The 20,617-nt window shown below is 64.3% G+C and carries 19 protein-coding genes; 12 read left to right on the top strand and 7 right to left on the bottom strand.

The genetic code is table 11. The annotated features are described in order from the left end of the window. Positions 1-105: 105 nt before the first annotated feature. Positions 106-723, bottom strand: a complete 618-nt coding sequence (locus AC0C6X_RS03875) for a LysE family translocator (RefSeq protein ID WP_173515282.1) — start codon at positions 721-723, stop codon at positions 106-108. Positions 724-900: 177 nt separating this feature from the next. Between AC0C6X_RS03875 and AC0C6X_RS03870 the strand changes: the two genes are divergently transcribed. Then, positions 901-1,533 (top strand): LysE family translocator, encoded by a 633-nt coding sequence (locus AC0C6X_RS03870; protein WP_472951967.1) that lies wholly within the window; start codon positions 901-903, stop codon positions 1,531-1,533. Between the two features lie 26 nt (positions 1,534-1,559). Here the strand turns inward: AC0C6X_RS03870 and AC0C6X_RS03865 are convergent, their stop codons facing one another. Continuing rightward, a complete protein-coding gene (locus AC0C6X_RS03865) occupies positions 1,560-1,865 on the bottom strand; it encodes an NIPSNAP family protein (protein ID WP_173515284.1) in 306 nt (101 codons plus the stop codon). Continuing rightward, complete coding sequence (locus tag AC0C6X_RS03860; RefSeq protein ID WP_247960859.1) at positions 1,862-2,776, bottom strand: DMT family transporter; 915 nt, start codon at positions 2,774-2,776, stop codon at positions 1,862-1,864. The genes AC0C6X_RS03865 and AC0C6X_RS03860 overlap by 4 nt, the downstream gene beginning before the upstream one ends. A gap of 132 nt (positions 2,777-2,908) precedes the next feature. On the opposite strand from AC0C6X_RS03860, the gene AC0C6X_RS03855 reads away from it, so the two are divergent. Next, positions 2,909-3,346 (top strand): Lrp/AsnC family transcriptional regulator, encoded by a 438-nt coding sequence (locus AC0C6X_RS03855; protein WP_173515286.1) that lies wholly within the window; start codon positions 2,909-2,911, stop codon positions 3,344-3,346. A gap of 11 nt (positions 3,347-3,357) precedes the next feature. Here the strand turns inward: AC0C6X_RS03855 and dut are convergent, their stop codons facing one another. Further along, positions 3,358-3,831 carry a dUTP diphosphatase gene (gene dut / locus AC0C6X_RS03850; protein WP_173515287.1) on the bottom strand — a complete coding sequence of 158 codons (474 nt, stop codon included), beginning with the start codon at positions 3,829-3,831 and terminating at the stop codon, positions 3,358-3,360. 91 nt (positions 3,832-3,922) lie between these two features. On the opposite strand from dut, the gene AC0C6X_RS03845 reads away from it, so the two are divergent. Continuing rightward, positions 3,923-5,506: a peptide chain release factor 3 gene (locus AC0C6X_RS03845; protein ID WP_472951966.1), complete on the top strand. Its 1,584-nt coding sequence runs from the start codon at positions 3,923-3,925 to the stop codon at positions 5,504-5,506. A gap of 76 nt (positions 5,507-5,582) precedes the next feature. Here AC0C6X_RS03845 and AC0C6X_RS03840 read toward each other — a convergent pair whose 3' ends face one another. The 3 genes from AC0C6X_RS03840 to AC0C6X_RS03830 all read right to left on the bottom strand — a co-directional run bounded on the left by AC0C6X_RS03840 (position 5,583) and on the right by AC0C6X_RS03830 (position 8,113). Beyond that, positions 5,583-6,263, bottom strand: coding sequence for a B3/B4 domain-containing protein (locus AC0C6X_RS03840; RefSeq protein WP_472951965.1), 681 nt, complete (start codon positions 6,261-6,263; stop codon positions 5,583-5,585). Between the two features lie 33 nt (positions 6,264-6,296). After that, positions 6,297-7,214 carry a DMT family transporter gene (locus AC0C6X_RS03835; protein WP_173515290.1) on the bottom strand — a complete coding sequence of 306 codons (918 nt, stop codon included), beginning with the start codon at positions 7,212-7,214 and terminating at the stop codon, positions 6,297-6,299. A gap of 92 nt (positions 7,215-7,306) precedes the next feature. Beyond that, the gene (locus tag AC0C6X_RS03830) at positions 7,307-8,113 is read right to left on the bottom strand and encodes an AraC family transcriptional regulator (protein WP_472951964.1); all 807 of its coding nucleotides are present in this window, start codon (positions 8,111-8,113) and stop codon (positions 7,307-7,309) included. Positions 8,114-8,287: 174 nt separating this feature from the next. Between AC0C6X_RS03830 and AC0C6X_RS03825 the strand changes: the two genes are divergently transcribed. The 9 genes from AC0C6X_RS03825 (at position 8,288) to cysG (ending at position 20,562) form a co-directional block, all read left to right on the top strand. Then, complete coding sequence (locus AC0C6X_RS03825) at positions 8,288-8,875, top strand: ANTAR domain-containing response regulator (protein WP_173515292.1); 588 nt, start codon at positions 8,288-8,290, stop codon at positions 8,873-8,875. Between the two features lie 38 nt (positions 8,876-8,913). Then, entirely contained in the window at positions 8,914-10,215 is a 1,302-nt protein-coding gene (locus tag AC0C6X_RS03820) for a CmpA/NrtA family ABC transporter substrate-binding protein (protein ID WP_472951963.1), read from the top strand. Between the two features lie 345 nt (positions 10,216-10,560). Beyond that, complete coding sequence (locus AC0C6X_RS03815; protein ID WP_173515293.1) at positions 10,561-11,853, top strand: CmpA/NrtA family ABC transporter substrate-binding protein; 1,293 nt, start codon at positions 10,561-10,563, stop codon at positions 11,851-11,853. Between the two features lie 62 nt (positions 11,854-11,915). Next, positions 11,916-12,809, top strand: a complete 894-nt coding sequence (gene ntrB, locus AC0C6X_RS03810) for a nitrate ABC transporter permease (protein WP_173515294.1) — start codon at positions 11,916-11,918, stop codon at positions 12,807-12,809. 14 nt (positions 12,810-12,823) lie between these two features. Further along, complete coding sequence (locus AC0C6X_RS03805; protein ID WP_173515295.1) at positions 12,824-13,624, top strand: ABC transporter ATP-binding protein; 801 nt, start codon at positions 12,824-12,826, stop codon at positions 13,622-13,624. Positions 13,625-13,628: 4 nt separating this feature from the next. Further along, entirely contained in the window at positions 13,629-16,088 is a 2,460-nt protein-coding gene (gene nirB / locus AC0C6X_RS03800) for a nitrite reductase large subunit NirB (protein WP_472951962.1), read from the top strand. A 4-nt stretch (positions 16,089-16,092) separates the two neighbouring features. After that, positions 16,093-16,428 (top strand): nitrite reductase small subunit NirD, encoded by a 336-nt coding sequence (nirD, locus tag AC0C6X_RS03795; protein ID WP_173515297.1) that lies wholly within the window; start codon positions 16,093-16,095, stop codon positions 16,426-16,428. 2 nt (positions 16,429-16,430) lie between these two features. Continuing rightward, positions 16,431-19,088, top strand: a complete 2,658-nt coding sequence (locus AC0C6X_RS03790; RefSeq protein ID WP_472951961.1) for a nitrate reductase — start codon at positions 16,431-16,433, stop codon at positions 19,086-19,088. After that, entirely contained in the window at positions 19,060-20,562 is a 1,503-nt protein-coding gene (cysG, locus tag AC0C6X_RS03785) for a siroheme synthase CysG (RefSeq protein WP_472951960.1), read from the top strand. Before AC0C6X_RS03790 ends, cysG begins: the two co-directional genes overlap by 29 nt. Positions 20,563-20,617 lie beyond the last annotated feature (55 nt).

Here is a 20,617-nt window from a genome sequence, read left to right as displayed (position 1 = left end):
CTGAGAATAGGAACAACGGCCGTCCAATGCCAGAACGGCGAACGCGACAGGATGACCTGCCGAAGGAAAAATCACCGGCGAAGTCGTTGTTCGGGAAAAGTTCTTTCAGCCCGCGCGAACGGCGATATAGGCGGCCGTTCCCGCAAGCACGCTGGCTGCGACACGGTTCAGCGCCTTCAGCGCCTTGGGTTGCTTGAGCAGCAAGCGCGCCCGCGCGGCGAGCAGCATGTAGGGAACGAGCACCGTCAAGAGCACCAGGAAGGTTGCCGTCAGCAGCAGGCCGTAGTCGCGCGGGCCGATCGCGGCAATGTCGATCAGCGTCGGCACCAGCGCCACATAGAACAGCATCGTCTTCGGGTTGCCGAGAGTGACGAGCAGGCCGGAGACGAACGACATTGCCGCATTCGTCGATGGCTTCGCCTTGATGTCCTTAGGCAGCAGCCCCGCGGTCCAGAGCTTCCAGGCGATGTAGCCGAGATAGAGCACGCCGGCGAACTTCACCACCAGGAAGATGGTGGTGAAGGTCTGCGCGATCAGCGCCAGCCCGAGCACGACGGCCGTCAGATAGACCATATCGCCGAGGATCACGCCGAGGCCCATGAAGAAGGTTTCGCGAAAGCCGGAACCGAGCGCCCGCGCGACCAGCGCGGTCACGCCGGGACCGGGGATGGCCGCCGCGATGAAAAGGGCACCGCTATAGGCGATGAGGGCCGCGAGCGTCATGGACGTTCCTTCCAATGGTGGTGCAGGCTTTTAACGCAAACCGCCAAAAAGGGAAATCATGGGACGGCGGCCAATGGGCGCGTCTGGCGGCAAAATTGACCGGGTGACAAGTCTGGCATTGCCCGCCGACGCCGGATCGGTAGAGCTTGCTGAAAAACGAGCGAAAGGCGCGCTTCCATGCCCGAACTGAAGGATCTCATCGGCTTTGCCCTGCTGGCACTCGGCATGGTGCTGACCCCGGGGCCGAACATGATCTACCTGATCTCGCGCTCGATCAGCCAGGGACCGGGCGCCGGATTGATCTCGCTCGCCGGCGTCGCACTCGGTTTCGTCGTCTACATGGTGTCTGCCGCGCTCGGCATCACCGCGCTGCTTTTCGCCGTGCCATTCGCCTATGACGCGCTGCGTCTCGCAGGCGCCGGCTATCTTCTCTATCTCGCCTGGCAGGCGGTCAGGCCGGGCGGTCGGTCGCCTTTTCAGGTCCGCCAGTTGCCGAAGGACGGGCCGAAGAAGCTCTTCGTCATGGGGTTCCTGACGAGCCTGCTCAATCCCAAGGTGGCGGTGCTCTATCTTTCGCTTCTGCCCCAGTTCATCCGGCCGGAGCTCGGCAATGTGCTCGGCCAGTCGCTGGTCCTCGGCTCGATCCAGATTGTGACCAGCGTTACCGTCAACGCGATGATCGCGCTTGCAGCCAGCGGCATCGCCGCGTTTCTCGCCGGGCGGCCGCTGTTCATGGTGGTTCAGCGCTGGGCCATGGGCACGGCGCTGTTCGGCTTTGCGCTCGGCATGGCGGCCGAAGCGCGGCGATAGCCGGTGCCTGCCCTATCCCCAGAGGATTACTCGAAAACCGGCCGCATGAAGCTGCGCTCGTAGCTGACGATGCAGCGCGTCCTCTCGGCATAGGCGAAAGCCTCCAGGCATTCCGGATCCGCGGCCATCTCCTTGCGATAGCTCTCGTAGGCCGCAAGGCTCGGAAAGCTGAAAAGCGCGAGCGCGATGTTGTTTGCCCCCTCATGCGGCATGAAATAGCCGTGATGCGTTCCGCCCAGCCGATTGACGAGCGGAATCCAGAGCTTGGCGTAGTGCTCGAACTCGGCGAGCTTGTAGGGGTCGATGACGTATTTCAGGTAGCAGGTGATCATGCCGTTCTCCCTTCGCGCTCACGCTTGATAGTGGAGGGGAGGCGAAGTTTCCAGCCGAGATTCATGCCGGCGGCGGCGATCAGGATCGCCACAGAGCCGAGGATCTGGACCGGCTGCAATTGATGGCCGAAAGCGACGCGGTCCACGACGATGGCGGCGATCGGGTAAATGAAGGAGAGCGCGCCGGTCATATGCGTCGGCAGCCGCTGGATCGCGCCATAGAGCAGCACATACATCAGCCCGGTGTGGATGACACCGAGGGTGAGGAGGATCGACCACTGTGCGGGCCCTGATGGTGCGGCGGCGGCGAGCGTCATCGGCGCGAGCATCACGGTCCCGGTGATCACCTGTACCAGCGCGATCAGATGCGGCGGCGTGCCCTTGAGCAACTTCGTTGTGATCGCTGCGATCGCATAGAAGAAGGCGGCAGCGACCGCGAGCGCAATGCCGGTCAGATAGCTTTCCGGGGCGAAGCCCTGGCCGGGCTTGGCGGCGACGATCGCCAGCATGCCGGCGAAGGAGACGGTAAGCCAAAAGATCTTGGTGGCGGTGATCTTCTCGCCGAGGAACAGCGCGCCGAGGCCCAGCAGCATGAAGGGTTGCGTGTTGTAGACCATCGTGGCGATCGAGATCGACGCATGGGAATAGGCGGCAAAGAGCAACAGCCAGTTGACGACGATCGCAATGCCGCCGGCAACCGAGAGCAGCAGCATCCGGCGGCTGAAGTGACGACGCTCAAGGAGCCCAAGCGCCCAGGCTATGACGACGAGAGTCACGGACCCGAAGATGCAGCGCCAAAACACCACGCTCGTCACCGGCTGCCCCGACATCAGCACGAACCAGCCGATGGTTCCGGATATCAGCATGGCCGCCGTCATCTCGGTGCTGCCGCGCTTGAGTTCGTTGTTCATGACCACTGCTCCATGTTTGGTGATTGGAGAATAGCCGGTGCTTACGGCCTTTCCCATGGATGAACAAAGGCAATTATGCTATATTGCCTAATTATCGAAGTTCTGTTTGTTGTTGTGGCTTATGGTGTCGTGATGCTGGACGAGATTGACCGACGAATCCTCGACATTCTGGCGGCCAATGCCCGGGTGTCGCTGAAGGAACTGGCGCAGGAGGCGGGGCTATCCTCTCCGAGTGCTGCGGATCGTCTCCGCAAGCTGGAAGAGCGCGGCATTCTCGACGGCTTCACCATCGCCCTCAACCCGGTGAAAGTCGGCTATCCGCTGCAGGCCGTCATCCGCGTGCGGCCGATGCCGGGCATGCTGCACATCGTCGAGCGGCTGATCCAGGACACGCCCGAAATCGTCGAATGCGACAAGGTCACCGGCGACGATTGTTTCATCGCCAAGCTCTTCGTTCGCGACATGGCGCAGCTCGACACGATCCTCGACCGGATCGCCGAGAAGGCGCAGACCAACACTTCGATCGTCAAGTCGTCGCCGGTCAAGCGCCGCCTGCCGCCTCTGATTTAGAAAAATCTCGTTTAAACGCCCGTCGAGCCGAAGCCGCCGGCGCCGCGGGCCGTCTCGCTCGCCCCGTCAGCCTCGCGGACCGTGACCTGCGTGACCGGCGCGATCACCATCTGGGCAATGCGCATGCCGCGCTCGATGACGAAATCCTCGTCGCCGAGATTGACGAGCAGCACCTTCACCTCGCCGCGATAGTCGCTGTCGATCGTGCCGGGCGTGTTGAGGCAGGTGATGCCGTGCTTGAAGGCGAGCCCCGAGCGCGGCCGGATCTGCGCCTCATAGCCCGCCGGAACCTCGAAGACGAAGCCCGTCGGCACCAGCGCCCGCTTGCCCGGCGTGAGCATGAGCGGGCGATCGGCGGGAACGGCCGCGCGCAAATCCATGCCGGCGGCGCCGGATGTTTCATAGGCAGGCAGCTCGAGGCCCTCGCCGTGCGGCAGGCGAACGAGGTTGAGGGTCGGGCGGGATTCGGATGGATGTGTGCTCATGGTCGCATAAGCCGGCGCGTGGATGCCTCGGTCAATTGCATAATCGGGGCCGAGCCTGTAAAGGACGCGGCAACTCACAGGATTCTACGACATGGCTGAAACTCTCGCCGAGGCGGTCTCCCGCCGCCGCACATTTGCGATCATTGCGCACCCGGACGCCGGTAAGACCACGCTCACCGAAAAGCTGCTGCTGTTCGGCGGCGCCATCCAGCTCGCCGGCGAGGTCAAGGCCAAGAAGGATCGCATCCAGACCCGTTCGGACTGGATGAAGATCGAGCGCGAGCGCGGCATCTCGGTCGTCACCTCGGTGATGACCTTCGAATATGGCGGCAACGTCTTCAACATTCTCGATACGCCCGGCCACGAAGACTTCGCCGACGACACCTATCGCACGCTGACGGCGGTGGATGCCGCGGTCATGGTCATCGACGCCGCCAAGGGTATCGAGCCGCGCACGCTGAAGCTTTTCGAAGTCTGCCGCATGCGTGATATCCCGATCATCACCTTCGTCAACAAGATGGACCGCGAGAGCCGCGATCCCTTCGAGATCCTGGATGAAGTCGAGGAAAAGCTGGCGCTCGATTGCGCGCCGGTGACCTGGCCGATCGGCCGGTCCAAGACCTTCTGCGGTTCCTATCATCTGGCCGACAACACCGTGCGCGGCTCCGATACGCAGGAAATTCCGACCAAGGTCAGCGGTGCGGAAATGGCCTCCCATCGCCTGCCGGAAAACGAGCGCGACGCCTTCACCGACGAGCTGACGCTGGCGATCGAGGCCTGCAAGCCCTTCGACAAGAAGGCCTTTCTCGAGGGTCACCTGACGCCGGTCTTCTTCGGCTCGGCGCTGCGCAACTTCGGTGTGCGCGATCTCATCAACGCGCTCGGCGAGATGGCTCCGCCGCCGCGTGACCAGGTGGCGGATATCCGCACGGTGCACGCGACCGACGACAAGATGACGGCTTTCGTCTTCAAGATTCAGGCCAACATGGACCCGAACCATCGCGACCGTATCGCCTTTGCCCGCGTCTGCTCCGGCAAGCTCGAGCGCGGCATGAAGGCGCGCCTGTCGCGCACCGGCAAGCAACTGGGCCTCAGCGCTCCGCAGTTCTTCTTCGCTTCGCAGCGTCAGCTCGCCGATACCGCCTATGCGGGCGACGTCGTCGGCATCCCGAACCACGGCACGCTTCGTATCGGCGACACGCTGACTGAGGGTGAGCCGCTGGTGTTCCAGGGCGTGCCGAATTTCTCGCCGGAAATCCTGCGCCGCGTACGGCTGGAAGATGCGATGAAGGCGAAGAAGCTGAAGGAAGCGCTGCAGCAGATGGCGGAAGAGGGCGTCGTCCAGCTCTTCTCGCCCGAAGACGGCTCGCCGGCGATCGTCGGCGTCGTCGGCGCACTGCAGCTCGACGTGTTGAAGGAACGCCTCAGCGCCGAATACGGCCTGCCGGTCTCCTTCGAAATGTCGCGCTTCTCGGTCTGCCGCTGGATTTCGGCCGATCAGGCCGCCGATCTCGACAAGTTTATCACGGCGCGCCGCGGCGACATCGCCCGCGATCTCGACGGCGACCCGGTCTTCCTCGCGCAGGACAGCTTCTCGCTGCGCTACGAGGCAGAACGCTACCCGGCGATCAAGATGGTCGCGATCAAGGAATATCACGTCGCCAAGGCAGCCTGATCACCCAATCATGCCGGCCAGTGCTGAAGCATCGGCCGGCCTTTCGGCGCTGAAGTACCGCGTCTGAACGAGATCCCTAAATCGTAAAATCGAAACGCGGAGATGAGCGATCGAGCACGGCCATGCTCGGGCGAACATCCCAGGCCGCCGCGATCGCCTCGGAAAGCACGATCGTCAAGCGCTCGACATCGTCGCGCGCCGTCTCGTGCAGGGCTTCGGCAACGATCAGTGCACGTGTTGTCTGCGGCCGGATCGCCGAATGACCGCTCTGCCGGTTGGTCCAGCGTCGGGCGTGCGCCCGCCCTTCGCCATCCGCAAAGATCACCTCGCCGGGTTCCGAGAAGGTCAGATAGGCTTCGTCACCGAGCGCCCGGCGGACCTGCAGAAAATCGGCGATGCGTGACAGATCGAAGACCGCAATCGGGATCGCGAAGGCGAGCGACGCGGCGTTGCAGAGATCGATCAGCGGGTGGATCGCCGGCAGGCCGCCTTCCTTCCTGAAGCGCCTGAGCAGCGCCTCGGAGGCCGAACGATATTGCGTCGGCTTCAGTCCCATCTTGGCAAAGGTCCGGCGCCAGGCCTGGATTTCCGGCAGCTCGCTTTCCGAGCCCGTACCGAGGCGCTCGTTCGCGATCGCCTGGAGGCGACGAATCTCGCCCTCCACCGAAACGTCGCTGCGTACGCCGTCGATAAAGAGGGCGACGGCGCTGAGCTCCGGGAAATCGCGCCAGATATCGTCTGCGTGTTGGAAATGCATGGAGATCCTCGAAGCCTGTGGGTTCATTCTGGCTCAAGCCTCCTTTGCGGGAAGGGCGCCTGCTGCCCTTCGGCTGGAGTGGATCTGAGGCACGGTCAGTCCAAGAACGGCGCCGAGCACGCAGCCGATGCCCAGAAGCTGGTGGAGACCGACCGGTTCACCGAGCAGCAGGAAGGCGAAGAGCACGGCCGAAACCGGGGCCAAGGCCGTAAAGACCGAAGCCTCGGTGCCGCTCACCCGTGCGGAGCCGGCATACCAGAGCACGAAGCCCGCCACCGTCGGAACGAGCGCATAATAGAAAACCGCAATGATCGCGCCCTTGTCGATCTCTACAGTCGCATGTGCCTCGAACATCGCGGGGATGAGGGCGACGGCGAAGCCGAAGCCGGACATCAGCGTCGAAAGCGCAAGCGGCGAGATTTCCGCCCCGACGCGTTTGTTGAGAAGGATGAACAGGCCCTCGCAGACGACGGCGCCGAAGATGAGGGCGATGCCGAGCGGAGAATGGGCGCTGCCTTCGCCGGACTTGAAGACGATCGCGAGCACACCGACGGCGGCAAGCGCGATCGCCGCAAGCATCCGTCGGTCGGGGCGCTCGCCGAGAACGAGGATGGCGATGGCGGCGGAAACGACCGGCAGGGTCCCAATCACCACGCCGGCATCGGTTGCCGCCGTCAGGCCAAGGCCGGCGATCAGCAGGGTGGTGTAGCCGACGCTGCCGGCACCGGCCTGGGCGATGAGGATCAGCCAGTCGCCGGCCCTAAGTTTCGGCCACGACGTCCCGGTGAACTTCATCAGCACCAGGAACAGCGGGAAGGCGATGGCGAAGCGCATCGCCGTCGCGGTGAAAGGGGCGAGACCAGCAGCAATGATCTTGCTGGCGATCACCGTGCTGCCGACGAGGATCATCGCCAGCGACAGATAGAAATAGCCCCGAAATTTTTCCGACATGTCCGTTCTCCGTTGCAGTGCCGCGTTTTCGATGCGCAGTGGGTGCAGCAATGCGCCGGAGAGGATTTCGGGTCTTGAACGGAATTGCGGTGCTACTTCCTTGCCTCGGCGTAAGCGCCCGGCGAGAGCCCGTATTTGCTGACGAAGATGCGAGTCATGTGGCTCTGGTCGGCGAAGCCGGCGGCGAATGCCGCCTCTGCCAACGGCATGCCTTCGCCGATCAGGCGGCGGGCGAGATCGATGCGGCGCTGGACGATATAGGCATGCGGCGTCAGGCCGACCGATTTCGCGAAGTTGCGTACCAGTTGGAAGCGGCTGAGCCTTGCCTCAGCGGCGAGGTCGGCAAGGGTGATCGCGGCCGTCGGATCATCGTCGATCATCATCTTTGCGGCAGTGACGGCTGCCGGTCTTTCGAGGCGCCGTGTCCTGCCGGCGGCAAGAACGCTTGCAAGCAGCAACAGAAGTCGTTCCTCGTGCCGGATCGCCTCGTCCTGTGACGTGGGGTCTGTGATCGCCGCGAAGAGCGCCCGGAACTGGTTTGCCGCGTCCACATCCCTGAAGGCGGGTGAGGCGAACTCGCCGGCATCCGGGCGGCCCTGGCCGATATCCTCGGCGGCGGCGGAGATGACGGCGGGATCGAAATAAAGCATGCGCCAGGAGCGCCCGGCGTCGCCGATCGGCGTGCCATCATGCACCTCGCCGGGATTGACGGTGATCATGTCGCCGACGCCTGCCTCGACCATGCCGCGGCCGCTGAGCGATTTCTGGGCACCCTGGTAGATGAGGCCGATGCCGAACTGGTCATGGGTATGGCGGGCGAAGGATTGGCGCGATTGCGCCTCGACCGCGTCTATGCCCGCGGTCGCGCTGTGCAGCATCCTGAACTGACCCTTTGCCATCCGTGCGCCGACCCCTTTGCTCCTAGTCTTCTACATCGTCCAGGCGCATCCCGCGATCGTCCTGGCCTTGCCAATTCAATTGGCAAATTGAGTAAATTTTATGCAGAATAAAAGATTGTTAAAATATTAGGCAAATCCTGTTGCGAAAGTTGCTGCGCTGCATCATGATAAGCCATGACGCATCGGGATCTCACCATTCTCGTGATCGACGAGAACGCCATCCGCGCCTCGATCATCGAGGAGGGGCTGCATGAGGCCGGCCATCGCAAGGTCACGGTGATCCATGAGGTCCAGGGCATGGTCCGCACCATTGAGACGCTGAGGCCTGATGTCATCGTCATCGATATCGAAAACCCCAACCGCGACATGATGGAGCATCTGTTCCAGCTTACCCGCACGGTCGGGCGCCCGATCGCCATGTTCGTCGACCGCTCCGATACAGCCTCGATCGAGGCCGCGGTGGAGGCGGGCGTCTCGGCCTATGTGGTTGACGGATTGAAGAAGGAGCGCGTCAAGCCGATCCTCGACATGGCCGTCAGCCGCTTCAACGCCTTCAGCCGGCTGCAGCGTGAGCTGGCCGATGCGAAATCAGCCCTCGAAGAACGCAAGGTCATCGAGCGGGCCAAGGGCATCCTGATGAAGATGCGCGGGCTTTCCGAGGATGAGGCCTTCGCGCTGCTGCGCCAGACGGCGATGAACGAGAAGAAGAAGATATCGGAGATCGCGCAAAGCGTGGTGACGGCCGCAGGCCTGCTGATGTGAGAGCGCGGTTTCCGATGCTGTCGGAAGGAGACACCGGAGTGAACGTCATGACGACCATCGACAATTCGCGACCCGGCGCGGCGATGGGCGAGGGGTTGCCCGCGCCGGTGAGAATGGGTGGCGAGGGGGCACGAACGATCCGCGCCGGCTTCATTCCGCTGGTCGATGCCGCCGTGCTGATCGCAGCGGCAGAGCTCGGCTTCGCTCGCAAGGAGGGGCTGACGCTCGATCTCGTCAAGGATGTCTCCTGGGCCAATGTGCGCGACCGTCTCGCCTTTCGTCAGTTCGATATCGCCCACATGCTCTCGCCGATGCCGGTCGCGGCCATGCTCGGCCTCGGCTCCAATCCCTCGCCGACGATCGCCCCTTTCTCGCTCGGGCGCGGCGGCAATGCGATCACGCTTTCCAACCGGCTCTTCGCCCGCATGCAGGAGGAGGGTGATCCCGGCGAGGTAGAGAGCGCGCTCGCCCATGCACGTGCGCTTGCTGCCGTGCTCAGCCGAATGCGCAACGGCGGCGAGCCGGCGCCAAGGCTCGGCGTCACCCATCCCTTCTCCTCGCACAATTACGAGGTCCGTTACTGGCTGGCGGCAGGCGGCATCGATCCGGATCGCGATGTCAAGCTCGTGGTCGTGCCGCCACCGCTGACGTCGGACGCGCTGGCCGCCGGCGCCATCGACGGGTTCTGCGTCGGCGCGCCCTGGAACATGGTGGCCTCCGAGCGCGGCCTCGGGCGCATCGTCGCCGCTAAGCAGGACATCTGGCCTTCGGCGCCGGAAAAGGTGATCGGCATGCGGCCGGAGTGGGCGGAGAGCAACGCCGAGACCGTATCGCGCCTGCTCCTGGCGCTCGATCAAGCGGCGCGCTGGTGCGACGAGCCCGCCAATCGCGGCACCCTTGCCGAACTGCTCGCCGCTCCCCGTTACGTCGGTGCCCCGGTCGAAATCATCCGCCGGGTTCTCGCCGGCGAGTTCACCATCGATGCGGCCGGCAACAGACGCGTGATTGACGACTATTTCGTCTTCCATCGCGAGCACGCCAACTATCCCCGTCCTGGCCAGGCGCTCTGGCTCTACAGCCAGATGGTGCGCTGGGGGCAGGCGCGATTGTCGCCCGAGATGCAGGCGCTGGCCGCTGCCGCCTATCGCCCCGACCTCTATCGCCAGGCTCTTGGCAAGGCAGCCATTCCCGCCGACACCGCTATTCGTATAGAAGGCGACAGGCCGGGCGACCGCTTCATGGACGGGCACGTCTTCGATCCCGCGGATATCGAGGCCTATGTCCGCTCTTTCCCCGTTCGCGCTTCCATGGCGGGCGTTTCCGTCGAGCAGGAGAGCTGAGGATGACGCACCATGTTTGTGCAGAGTCCGGATGCGAAATATGTGCGCCGCACAATAATTCAGCAGATTCTACAATAGGCGAATTTATAGGCTTAGTGTCCGCCATCGGAAATTATAGTTTGAATTCAAGTATCTAAAGGTCACGCCGGCGAACTGGCACGGCCTTTGCTTTTCTAGAAATGCTTCGGTCAACGGCGATCGAAGCGAGCTCAAACGCCAGATCGCGTTTGCCGAAGACACCGACGTCGCAAGGTTTTGTTCCCGAGGATTCCTCCCGATCCCGGACGCAAGCACCGAGCGGCGTTTTTTTATGTCCGATTATCCGGCCAGCAGAGGAACCTGCGCATGACCAAGTTTTCGACCGGCGGCCTGACCCGCCGCAGCCTGCTGAAGACCACGGCAACCGCCGCCTTGTTCGGCGCGGTCAAGTCGGCCTTCCCATCCGGCGCCTTCGCGCAAAGCTCTGGGCCGGAAACCACCAAGGCCGTGCTCGGCTTCATCGCGCTCACCGACTCGGCGCCGCTGATCATCGCCAAGGAAAAGGGGCTCTTCGACAAATACGGCATGACCGAGGTCGAGGTGGTCAAGCAGGCCTCCTGGGGCACGACGCGCGACAACCTGGTGCTGGGCTCCGCCGGCTCCGGCATCGACGGCGCCCACATCCTGACGCCGATGCCCTATCTGATCTCGACCGGCAAGGTCACCCAGAACAACCAGCCGCTGCCGATGGCGATCCTCGCCCGCCTCAATCTCGATGCGCAAGCGATCTCGGTCGGCCAGGCCTATGCCGATCTCAAGGTTGGCCTCGATGCATCCGCGCTCAAGGAGGCCTTCGCCAAGAAGAAGGCCGAAGGTGCCGCCGCCAAGGTGGCGATGACCTTTCCCGGCGGCACCCATGATCTCTGGATCCGCTACTGGCTCGCCGCCGGCGGCATCGATCCGGATACAGACGTCGAAACCATCGTCGTGCCGCCGCCGCAGATGGTTGCCAACATGAAGGTCGGCACCATGGACTGTTTCTGCGTCGGCGAGCCCTGGAACGAGCAGCTCGTCAATCAGAAGATCGGTTACACCGCCGTCAACACCGCCGAGATCTGGAACGAGCATCCGGAGAAGTCCTTCGCCATGCGCGCCGACTGGGTGGAGAAGAACCCGCGCGCCGCCAAGGCGCTCACCATGGCCATCCAGGAAGCGGCGCAATGGTGCGACGACATGGCCAACAAGGACGAGCTTGCGAAAATCGTCGGCAAGCGCAGCTGGTTCAACGTGCCGGCGAAGGACATCGTCGACCGTCTCAAGGGCGAATACGACTACGGCAATGGCAAGGTCGTCGAAGCGAGCCCGCATTTCATGAAGTTCTGGCGCGATCACGCCTCCTATCCGTTCCAGAGCCACGATGCCTGGTTCCTCACCGAGAACATCCGCTGGGGCAAGTTCGCGCCCGATACCGACATCAAGGCGCTCGTCTCCAAGGTCAACCGTGAGGATATCTGGCGCGACGCCGCCAAGGATCTGGGCGTCACCGACGTGCCGGCGTCCACATCGCGCGGCGTCGAAAAGTTCTTCGACGGCAAGGTCTTCGATCCCGCGGATCCAGCCGCCTACCTCAAGAGCCTTTCGATCTCGCGCGTCGCCTGACCATTGCGATGGTCGCGGCCAGTACCTCGCGACCATCCGTTCCGAATTCCAAGGAGAACGGCATGACCGTCACCAATCTCAAACTCAAGCAGGACGCTATGCCTCGGCCAGCCGCGCGCGTCATCGCGTTCACCCGCTCGGCCAGGGTCGGTAGCGGCCGGCCGCTCACTGCGAGACTCGTTGCCGCTGCCACCAACATCGTGCCGCTTCTCGTCACGCTGGCGCTGATCCTCGTCGCCTGGCAGATAGCCTGTTCGGCGCCTGATTCCAGCCTGCCGTCGCCGACGCGCGTGCTGGAGGAAAGCTGGGAGCTGATCGCCCATCCCTTTTATGTCGGCCAGGGTGTCGACCAGGGGCTCTTCTGGCACATCGCGGCGAGCCTGCAGCGTGTCGCAATCGGCTATGCGCTCGCGGCGGTCGTCGGCATCGCGCTCGGTGCGCTGGTCGGCCAGAGCCAGCTTGCCATGCGCGGGCTCGATCCGATCTTCCAGGTGTTGCGCACCGTACCGCCGCTGGCCTGGCTGCCTTTGTCGCTGGCCGCCTTCCAGGATGGCAACCCGTCGGCGATCTTCGTAATCTTCATCACTGCCATCTGGCCGATCATCATCAACACCGCCGTCGGCATTCGCAACATCCCGCAGGACTACCAGAACGTCGCCAAGGTGCTGCGCCTCAACGCCCTTGAGTACTTCGCCAAGATCATGCTGCCGGCTGCCGCCCCCTACATCTTCACCGGTCTGCGCATCGGTATCGGCCTTTCGTGGCTCGCGATCGTCGCGGCCGAAATGCTGATCGGCGGCGTCGGGATCGGCTTCTTCATCTGGGACGCCTGGAACTCCTCGCTGATCAGCGACATCATCGTCGCGCTCATCTATGTCGGCATCGTCGGCTTCCTGCTCGATCGCCTCATCGCCCTCGTCGGCCGCATCGTCACCCGCGGCACTGCAACCGCCTGAGAGAGGGGAAAGCCATGACCAAGAGCTATCTTTCGCTGGAACTGATCGACAAGAGCTTCGAGCGCGGCGGTACCCGCACCGAGGTGCTGAAGCAGGTCTCGCTGTCGGTCGATAAGGGCGAGTTCATCTCGATCATCGGCCATTCCGGTTGCGGCAAGTCGACCCTGCTCAACATCGTTGCCGGCCTGACTCAGGCGACGACAGGTGTCGTGCTGCTCGACGGCCGTGTCGCCGACGAGCCGGGACCAGACCGCGCCGTCGTCTTCCAGAACCATTCGCTGCTGCCCTGGCTGACGGTCTACGAGAACGTCCGCCTCGGCGTCGACAAGGTCTTCTCGGCAACGAAGAGCAAGGCCGAGCGCCACGACTGGACAATGCGCAATCTGGAACTGGTGCAGATGGCGCATGCGGCCGAGAAGCGCCCTTCCGAAATCTCCGGCGGCATGAAGCAGCGCGTCGGCATCGCCCGCGCGCTCGCAATGGAGCCGAAGGTGCTGCTGCTCGACGAGCCCTTCGGCGCGCTCGACGCGCTGACGCGGGCGCATCTGCAGGATCAGGTGATGCAGATTCATGCCGAACTCGGCAACACCGTGCTGATGATCACCCACGACGTCGACGAGGCGGTGCTGCTTTCCGACCGCATCGTCATGATGACCAACGGCCCTTCGGCCCGCATCGGTGAAATCCTCGACGTACCGCTCGCCCGTCCGCGCCGGCGCATCGAGCTTGCCGGCGACCGAACCTACCTCAAATGCCGCGAAGCCGTGCTCAAGTTCCTCTATGAGCGCCACCGCTTCGTCGAAGCTGCGGAGTGATCCCATGGCCGACCAAACCACCGAGAAGCTCGTGATCATCGGCAACGGCATGGCGCCGGGCCGCATGCTCGAAGAACTCTTCGAAAAGGCGCCGGGCCGCTATGCGGTGACGATCTTCAACGCCGAGCCGCGCGTCAATTATGATCGCATCATGCTGTCGCCGGTGCTGTCGGGCGAAAAAGCCTATGAGGATATCGTCATCCACGGCGACGCCTGGTACGAGACCCACGGCGTGACCCTGCACAAGGGCGCGAAGGTCAGCCAGATCGACCGGGCGGCCCGCACCGTCACTTCGGAAAACGGCATCACCGTCGGCTACGACAAGCTGGTGATCGCCACCGGCTCCAGCCCGTTCATCATCCCCGTTCCCGGACATGATCTGCCAGGCGTGCTGGCCTATCGCGATCTCGACGACGTCGAGAAGATGCTGGATGCCAGCCGCAAGGGTGGCCGCGCCATCGTCATCGGTGCCGGCCTGCTCGGCCTCGAGGCCGCCTACGGCCTCAAGCGCCAGGGTATGGACGTCACCGTCATCCACCTGATGCCGACGATCATGGAGCGCCAGCTCGATCCGGCGGCCGCCTATCTGCTCGAAAAGGCGCTGACCGAACGCGGCATCGACATCATCACCAAGGCCAACACCAAGCGCATCATCGGCGACGGCAAGGTCGAAGGCATCGAACTCGAGGACGGCCGGATCATCGAAGGCACGGTCGTCGTCATGGCGGTCGGCATTCGTCCGGCCTCCGGTCTCGCCAAGGAGGCCGGGATCGCCGTCAACCGCGGCATCGTCGTCGACGACGGCATGATGACCTCCGACGCCTCGATCTACGCGCTCGGCGAATGCGCCGAACATCGCGGCACGTGCTATGGCCTCGTGGCCCCGCTCTACGAGAGCGCCAAGGTGCTTGCCGATCGACTGGCCGGCGGCGAGGCGGAATATCACGGCTCGGTCACCAACACGAAGCTGAAGGTCACTGGCATCAATCTCTTCTCGGCCGGCGACTTCGCCGACGGCGAGGGGCGCGAGGAGATCGTGCTGCGCGATGCCACGGCCGGCGTCTACAAGCGCCTGGTCCTCAAGGACAACCGTATCATCGGCGCAGTGCTCTATGGCGAGACGGCAGACGGTTCGTGGTTCTTCGACCTGATGAAGCGAGCGACCGACATTTCCGCCATGCGCGAAACCCTGATCTTCGGCCAGGCCTATCAGGGAGGGTCTCCGCTGGACCCTATGGCGGCCGTTGCAGCCTTGCCGGATGATGCGGAGATCTGCGGCTGCAACGGCGTCTGCAAGGGCAAGATCGTCCAGACGATCGGGGCGAAGGGCCTGACCTCGCTCGACGACGTGCGCGCCCATACCAAGGCGTCCGCCTCCTGCGGCTCCTGCACCGGCCTCGTCGAGCAATTGATGTCGCTGACGCTGGGCGACAGCTACAATCCGGCCGCCGTCCAGCCGATGTGCACCTGCACCGAACTCGGCCATGACGACGTGCGCCGGCTGATCAAGGCCAAGGGCCTGAAGACCATTCCCGCGGTCATGCAGGAACTGGAATGGAAGACCTCTTGCGGTTGCGCCAAATGCCGTCCGGCGCTCAACTACTACCTCGTCTGCGATTGGCCGGACGAATATGCCGACGATTACCAGTCGCGTTTCATCAACGAGCGCGTCCACGCCAATATCCAGAAGGACGGCACCTATTCGGTCGTGCCGCGCATGTGGGGCGGCGTCACCAATGCGCAGGAATTGCGTGCGATTGCCGACGTCGTCGACAAGTTCGAGATCCCTCTGGTCAAGGTGACCGGCGGCCAGCGCATCGATCTGCTCGGCATCGAGAAGGAAGACTTGCCGGCGGTCTGGGCCGATCTCGGCAAGGCCGGCTTCGTCTCCGGCCAGGCCTATGCCAAGGGGCTGCGCACGGTGAAGACCTGCGTCGGCTCCGACTGGTGCCGCTTCGGCACTCAGGATTCGACCGGCCTCGGCATCCGCATCGAAAAGTTCATGTGGGGTTCCTGGACGCCGGCCAAGCTGAAGATGGCGGTCTCCGGCTGTCCACGCAACTGCGCGGAAGCCACCTGCAAGGACATCGGCGTCGTCTGCGTCGACTCCGGCTTCGAAATCCATTTCGCCGGCGCGGCCGGGCTCGACATCAAGGGCACCGAAGTCTTGGGCCTCGTGAAGACGGAGGACGAGGCGCTGGAGCATATCGTGGCGCTGACGCAGATGTATCGCGAACAGGCGCGCTACCTCGAGCGTATCTACAAATGGGCGAAACGCGTCGGCCTCGACGAAATCCGTCGCCAGATCATCGGCGATGCCGACAAGCGCAAGGCCTATTTCGATCGCTTCGTCTTCAGCCAGAAATTCGCCCAGGTGGATCCCTGGTCGGAGCGCGTCTCGGGCAAGGACAAACACGAGTTCCGGCCGATGGCGACGGTCGGTTTTTCTGAAGCTGCGGAGTGAGGTGATGGACATGAACTGGCATCCGATCGGCGACATCTCCGACATTCCGCTGAGGGGCGCGCGCTGCGTGAAGACGCCCCAGGGCAAGATCGCGGTGTTCCGTACCGCCGAAAACGACGTCTTCGCCATCGAGGATCATTGCCCGCACAAGGGCGGGCCGCTGTCGCAGGGCATCGTCCACGGCGCGGCGGTGACCTGCCCCTTGCACAATTGGGTGATCTCGCTCGAAACCGGCAAGGCCCTTGGGGCGGACGAGGGCGCGGTGCGCACGATCCCCGTGCGCATCGACGGTGGCGCGCTCTACATCGCGCTCGAAAGCCTGCTGGTCGCGGCGGAATAGCCATGGAGCGGGAGGTCAAGACCACCTGTCCCTATTGCGGCGTCGGCTGCGGCGTAATCGCAACGGTCACCGATAATGGCGCCGTCGCCGTCCGCGGCGACGCCGATCATCCCGCCAACTTCGGCAGGCTCTGCTCCAAGGGCTCGGCGCTGGCCGAGACCCTGGACCTCGACGGCCGGCTGTTGCATCCGGAGATCGGCGGCAAGCAGGCCGGCTGGGACGAGGCGCTCGATCTCGTCGCCGCGCGTTTCGCCCAGGCGATCGCCGAACACGGGCCGGACTCAGTCGCCTTCTATGTCTCCGGGCAGTTGCTGACCGAAGACTACTACGTCGCCAACAAGCTGATGAAAGGCTTCATCGGCTCGGCCAATATCGACACCAATTCGCGGCTCTGCATGTCCTCGTCCGTTGCCGGCCATCGCCGCGCCTTCGGCTCGGATACCGTGCCCGGCTGCTACGAGGACCTGGAACTCGCCGATCTCGTGGTGCTCACCGGCTCCAATCTCGCCTGGTGTCACCCGGTGCTCTATCAGCGCCTCGCCGCCGCCAAGGCGGCGCGACCCGAGCTGCGCGTGGTGGTGATCGATCCGCGCCGCACGATGACCGCCGATATCGCCGACCTGCATCTGGCAATCCGGCCGGATGGCGATGTCGCGCTGTTCAACGCGCTCTTCGCCCATCTGGCGGCAAGCCCTGCTGTCGACCAGTCCTACATCGCCACCCACACCAGCGGCTTTGCCGAAGCTGTCGCCGCAGCGGGTGCATTCGACCAGGCCGCCCTGGTGCAGGCGACGGGGCTCGAAATCTCGGAAATCACCGCCTTCTTTCGCCTGTTCGAGACGATGGAAAAGGTCGTCACCTGCTACAGCCAGGGCGTCAACCAGTCCTCCTCCGGCACCGACAAGGTCAACGCCATCATCAACTGTCACCTCGCCACCGGCCGCATCGGCCGGCCGGGCATGGGGCCGTTTTCGCTCACCGGCCAGCCCAACGCCATGGGCGGTCGCGAGGTCGGCGGCCTCGCCAACATGCTGGCTGCCCACATGGATATCGAGAAGGCGGGGCATCGCGATCAGGTGCGCCGCTTCTGGGGCGCGCCGTCGATCGCCGCCAAGCCGGGGCTGAAGGCCGTCGACATGTTTGACGCCGTCGCCGACGGTCGCATCAAGGCGATCTGGATCATGGCGACCAATCCGGTGGTTTCCATGCCGGATGCCGATGCCGTCGAGGCCGCCCTCAAGGCCTGTCCCTTCGTGGTCGTCTCCGATATGCTCCGAGAAACCGACACCACCCGCCACGCCCATGTGCTGCTGCCCTCGCTCGGCTGGGGCGAGAAGGACGGCACGGTCACCAATTCCGAGCGTCGCATCTCCCGCCAGCGTGGTTTCCTTGCGGCTCCCGGCGAAGCCCGCGCTGACTGGTGGCAGCTTGCCGAGGTAGCCCGCCGCATGGGCTTCCAGGGTGCCTTCGCCTTTACCTCGCCCGCCGAGATTTTTGCCGAGCATGCCGGCCTTTCTGGCTTCGAGAATGACGGGCGGCGTGATTTCGATATCGGCGCTCATGCTGAAATCGACGCTGCCGACTATGACGCGCTCGCGCCATTCCAATGGCCGCAACCACAGGAGAGGCCGAAGGCTGAGACCCGTTATTTTGCCGATGGCGGCTTCTTCCACGCGGATGGGCGTGCCCGCTTCGTGGCAGTGGCGAGCGCCGTGCCGGATCGCGTCAGCGAGGCCTTTCCCTTCACCTTGAATACCGGCCGCGTGCGTGACCACTGGCATACGATGACTCGCACCGGAAAGAGCGCGCGGCTTTCGGCTCATCTCGCCGAACCTTTTGTCGAGATCCATCCGCGCGACGCGATGGACCTTGGAATTGCGCCAGCCGATCTCGTCGTGCTCGAAAGCCCCCACGGTTCGGCGATCGTCCGGGCGCTCATCACCGAGCGTCAGGCGCGCGGCAATCTCTTCGTGCCCATGCACTGGAACGACCAGTTCGCCGCGAAGGCGCGCGTCGATGCCCTTGTCCCGCCGGTCACCGATCCGGTCTCCGGCCAGCCGGCCTCCAAGAACGTCGCCGTCGCGATCAGCCGCTTTTCCGCCTCGACCTATGGCTTCGCGGTCAGCGCGGCGAAACCCTCGGGTCTTGATCTCGGCTATTGGGCCGTCGCCAAGGCGAGGGGCGGTTGGCGTCTGGAACTTGCCGCGGGAGAGACGCCGGAGGATTGGGTCGCTTGGTGCCACCAGATCTTCGGTTTGCCTCAAGATATCGAGCCCATCGGCTACGCCGACGGCCCCTCTGGTCAAAGGCGGCTCGCCTTCTTCGACGGCGATCGCCTGCTGCTGGCGCTTTTTCTCGCGCCCGAGCCCGTGGCGGTCGCCCGCAACTGGGCGGTCGAGCAGCTCAGCGCCTCGCACCCAGATTTGCGCATGCGCTTCGCGCTCGTTGCTGGCCGGCCCGGTGCCGACAGGCCCGACCCGGGCGCGACCGTCTGCTCCTGCTTCAACGTCGGCGTCAACCAGATCGTCGCCGCCGTCCGTGGCGGCTGCCGCTCGGTCGAAGCGGTCGGACAGGCCGTGAGCGCCGGAACCAATTGCGGCTCCTGCCGCGCCGAAATCAGGGGGATCATCGATGGATGCCTTGCTGCCGCTGCGGAATGAAAAGCAATCGCGCGCCGAGCCGGCGCGCATGGCTGCACTCGCCAAGCTCCCGGTCTTCTGGTCGCTCGAAGGCAAGCGCGTCGTGGTGTCAGGCGGCAGCGACCCCGCGGCCTGGAAGGCGGAGCTGCTGGCCGCCTGCGGCGCCGAAGTTCATATCTATGCGCCGACGGAAGAGCTCGGTGAGGTCTGCGCGGCATTGATCAGGCAGGGTGCCGCTCATCCCTCCGGTTGCTTCGTGCATCACAACGAGGTCTGGCAAGGAGATGCCCTTGCTGGCGCGGCGCTCGCGGTCGCCGATTGCGAGAGCGAGGAGGAGGCAGAAGCCTTCTTTGAGGCGGCACAACGGGCCGGCGTGCCGGTCAACGTCATCGACAACCCCGCTTTCTGCCAGTTTCAGTTCGGTTCCATCGTCAACCGTTCGCCGGTCGTCGTGTCGATCTCGACCGATGGCGCAGCACCCATCCTCGCCCAGGCGATCCGCCGCCGTATCGAGACGCTGCTGCCGCCGGTACTGAAGGATTGGGCGGCGCTGGCGCAGACGCTGCGGGACAAGGTCAATGTGCGGCTGAAGCCCGGTGCGCCGCGCCGCGCCTTCTGGGAGCGTTTCGTCGATCTCGCTTTTCAGGCGACACCGGAGGAGGGTGTCGATACGCGACTGGTGGCGGAGATGGAGCGCCTGTCGGCGAACCATGCCGCCACCGGCCGCGTGACGCTCGTCGGCGCCGGCCCCGGCGACAGCGAGTATCTGACGTTGAAAGCCGTCCGAGCGCTGCAGGCGGCCGACGTCATCCTGTTCGACGATCTCGTTTCTAACGAGGTTCTGGAACTCGCCCGCCGCGAGGCCAAGCGCATGCTGGTCGGCAAGCGCGGCGGGCGCGAAAGCTGCCGGCAGGAGGACATCCGCGACATGATGGTGGCGCTGGCGCGCGCCGGCAAACGCGTCGTTCGCCTGAAGGCCGGCGATCCCATGATCTTCGGCCGGGCCGGCGAAGAGATCGCGCGGCTGGAAGACGAGGGCATCCCGGTCGATGTCGTGCCCGGCATCACCGCCGCGAGCGCCATGGCCGCGCGTCTCGGCCTGTCGCTCACCCATCGCGACCATGCTCAGGCGGTGCGTTTCGTCACCGGCCATTCCCGCCACGGCGGCCTGCCCGCCGACATGGATTGGCGGGCTTTGGCCGACCCAAGGACCACGACGGTCTTCTACATGGGCGGACGCACCGCACCCGCCATCGCCGCGCGCCTCCAGGAGGAGGGGCTATCCGGCGAGACCCCGGTCGTCATCTCGGCCAATGTCAGCCGCGGCAGCGAACGGCGCTGGCAGGGGACCTTGCACGACCTTGCCGCCGGCATCGCCGTGATCGGCTATGATGACCCGGTGCTGATCGGCATCGGTGCCGCTTTTGGCGTCAGGCGGCTGCCGATGGTCACTGTCCGACCTGCGCCTCTTGCCGCAGGTTCGCTTGCCGGTTGAAGCTTTCCCTCACTCGGCGTTGCAATCGCCGGCCGTAGGCTTACCTTGCCGTGCG

The organism is Ensifer sp. VA4, assembly GCF_055710065.1.
Note: the sequence above shows the minus strand (reverse complement) of the source record. Positions and strands in the feature narration are given on the sequence as shown.

Excerpts from the sequence above, each read along its gene's own strand:
- nirB (WP_472951962.1), top strand. The coding sequence starts at position 13,629 with ATGGCCGACCAAACCACCGAGAAGCTCGTGATCATCGGCAACGGCATG.
- AC0C6X_RS03815 (WP_173515293.1), top strand. The coding sequence starts at position 10,561 with ATGACCAAGTTTTCGACCGGCGGCCTGACCCGCCGCAGCCTGCTGAAG.
- AC0C6X_RS03860 (WP_247960859.1), bottom strand. The coding sequence starts at position 2,776 with ATGAACAACGAACTCAAGCGCGGCAGCACCGAGATGACGGCGGCCATG.
- AC0C6X_RS03805 (WP_173515295.1), top strand. The coding sequence starts at position 12,824 with ATGACCAAGAGCTATCTTTCGCTGGAACTGATCGACAAGAGCTTCGAG.
- cysG (WP_472951960.1), top strand. The coding sequence starts at position 19,060 with ATGGATGCCTTGCTGCCGCTGCGGAATGAAAAGCAATCGCGCGCCGAG.
- AC0C6X_RS03875 (WP_173515282.1), bottom strand. The coding sequence starts at position 723 with ATGACGCTCGCGGCCCTCATCGCCTATAGCGGTGCCCTTTTCATCGCG.
- AC0C6X_RS03835 (WP_173515290.1), bottom strand. The coding sequence starts at position 7,214 with ATGTCGGAAAAATTTCGGGGCTATTTCTATCTGTCGCTGGCGATGATC.
- AC0C6X_RS03855 (WP_173515286.1), top strand. The coding sequence starts at position 2,909 with ATGCTGGACGAGATTGACCGACGAATCCTCGACATTCTGGCGGCCAAT.
- AC0C6X_RS03825 (WP_173515292.1), top strand. The coding sequence starts at position 8,288 with ATGACGCATCGGGATCTCACCATTCTCGTGATCGACGAGAACGCCATC.
- AC0C6X_RS03870 (WP_472951967.1), top strand. The coding sequence starts at position 901 with ATGCCCGAACTGAAGGATCTCATCGGCTTTGCCCTGCTGGCACTCGGC.
- AC0C6X_RS03840 (WP_472951965.1), bottom strand. The coding sequence starts at position 6,263 with ATGCATTTCCAACACGCAGACGATATCTGGCGCGATTTCCCGGAGCTC.
- AC0C6X_RS03865 (WP_173515284.1), bottom strand. The coding sequence starts at position 1,865 with ATGATCACCTGCTACCTGAAATACGTCATCGACCCCTACAAGCTCGCC.
- AC0C6X_RS03790 (WP_472951961.1), top strand. The coding sequence starts at position 16,431 with ATGGAGCGGGAGGTCAAGACCACCTGTCCCTATTGCGGCGTCGGCTGC.
- nirD (WP_173515297.1), top strand. The coding sequence starts at position 16,093 with ATGGACATGAACTGGCATCCGATCGGCGACATCTCCGACATTCCGCTG.
- ntrB (WP_173515294.1), top strand. The coding sequence starts at position 11,916 with ATGACCGTCACCAATCTCAAACTCAAGCAGGACGCTATGCCTCGGCCA.
- dut (WP_173515287.1), bottom strand. The coding sequence starts at position 3,831 with ATGAGCACACATCCATCCGAATCCCGCCCGACCCTCAACCTCGTTCGC.
- AC0C6X_RS03830 (WP_472951964.1), bottom strand. The coding sequence starts at position 8,113 with ATGGCAAAGGGTCAGTTCAGGATGCTGCACAGCGCGACCGCGGGCATA.
- AC0C6X_RS03845 (WP_472951966.1), top strand. The coding sequence starts at position 3,923 with ATGGCTGAAACTCTCGCCGAGGCGGTCTCCCGCCGCCGCACATTTGCG.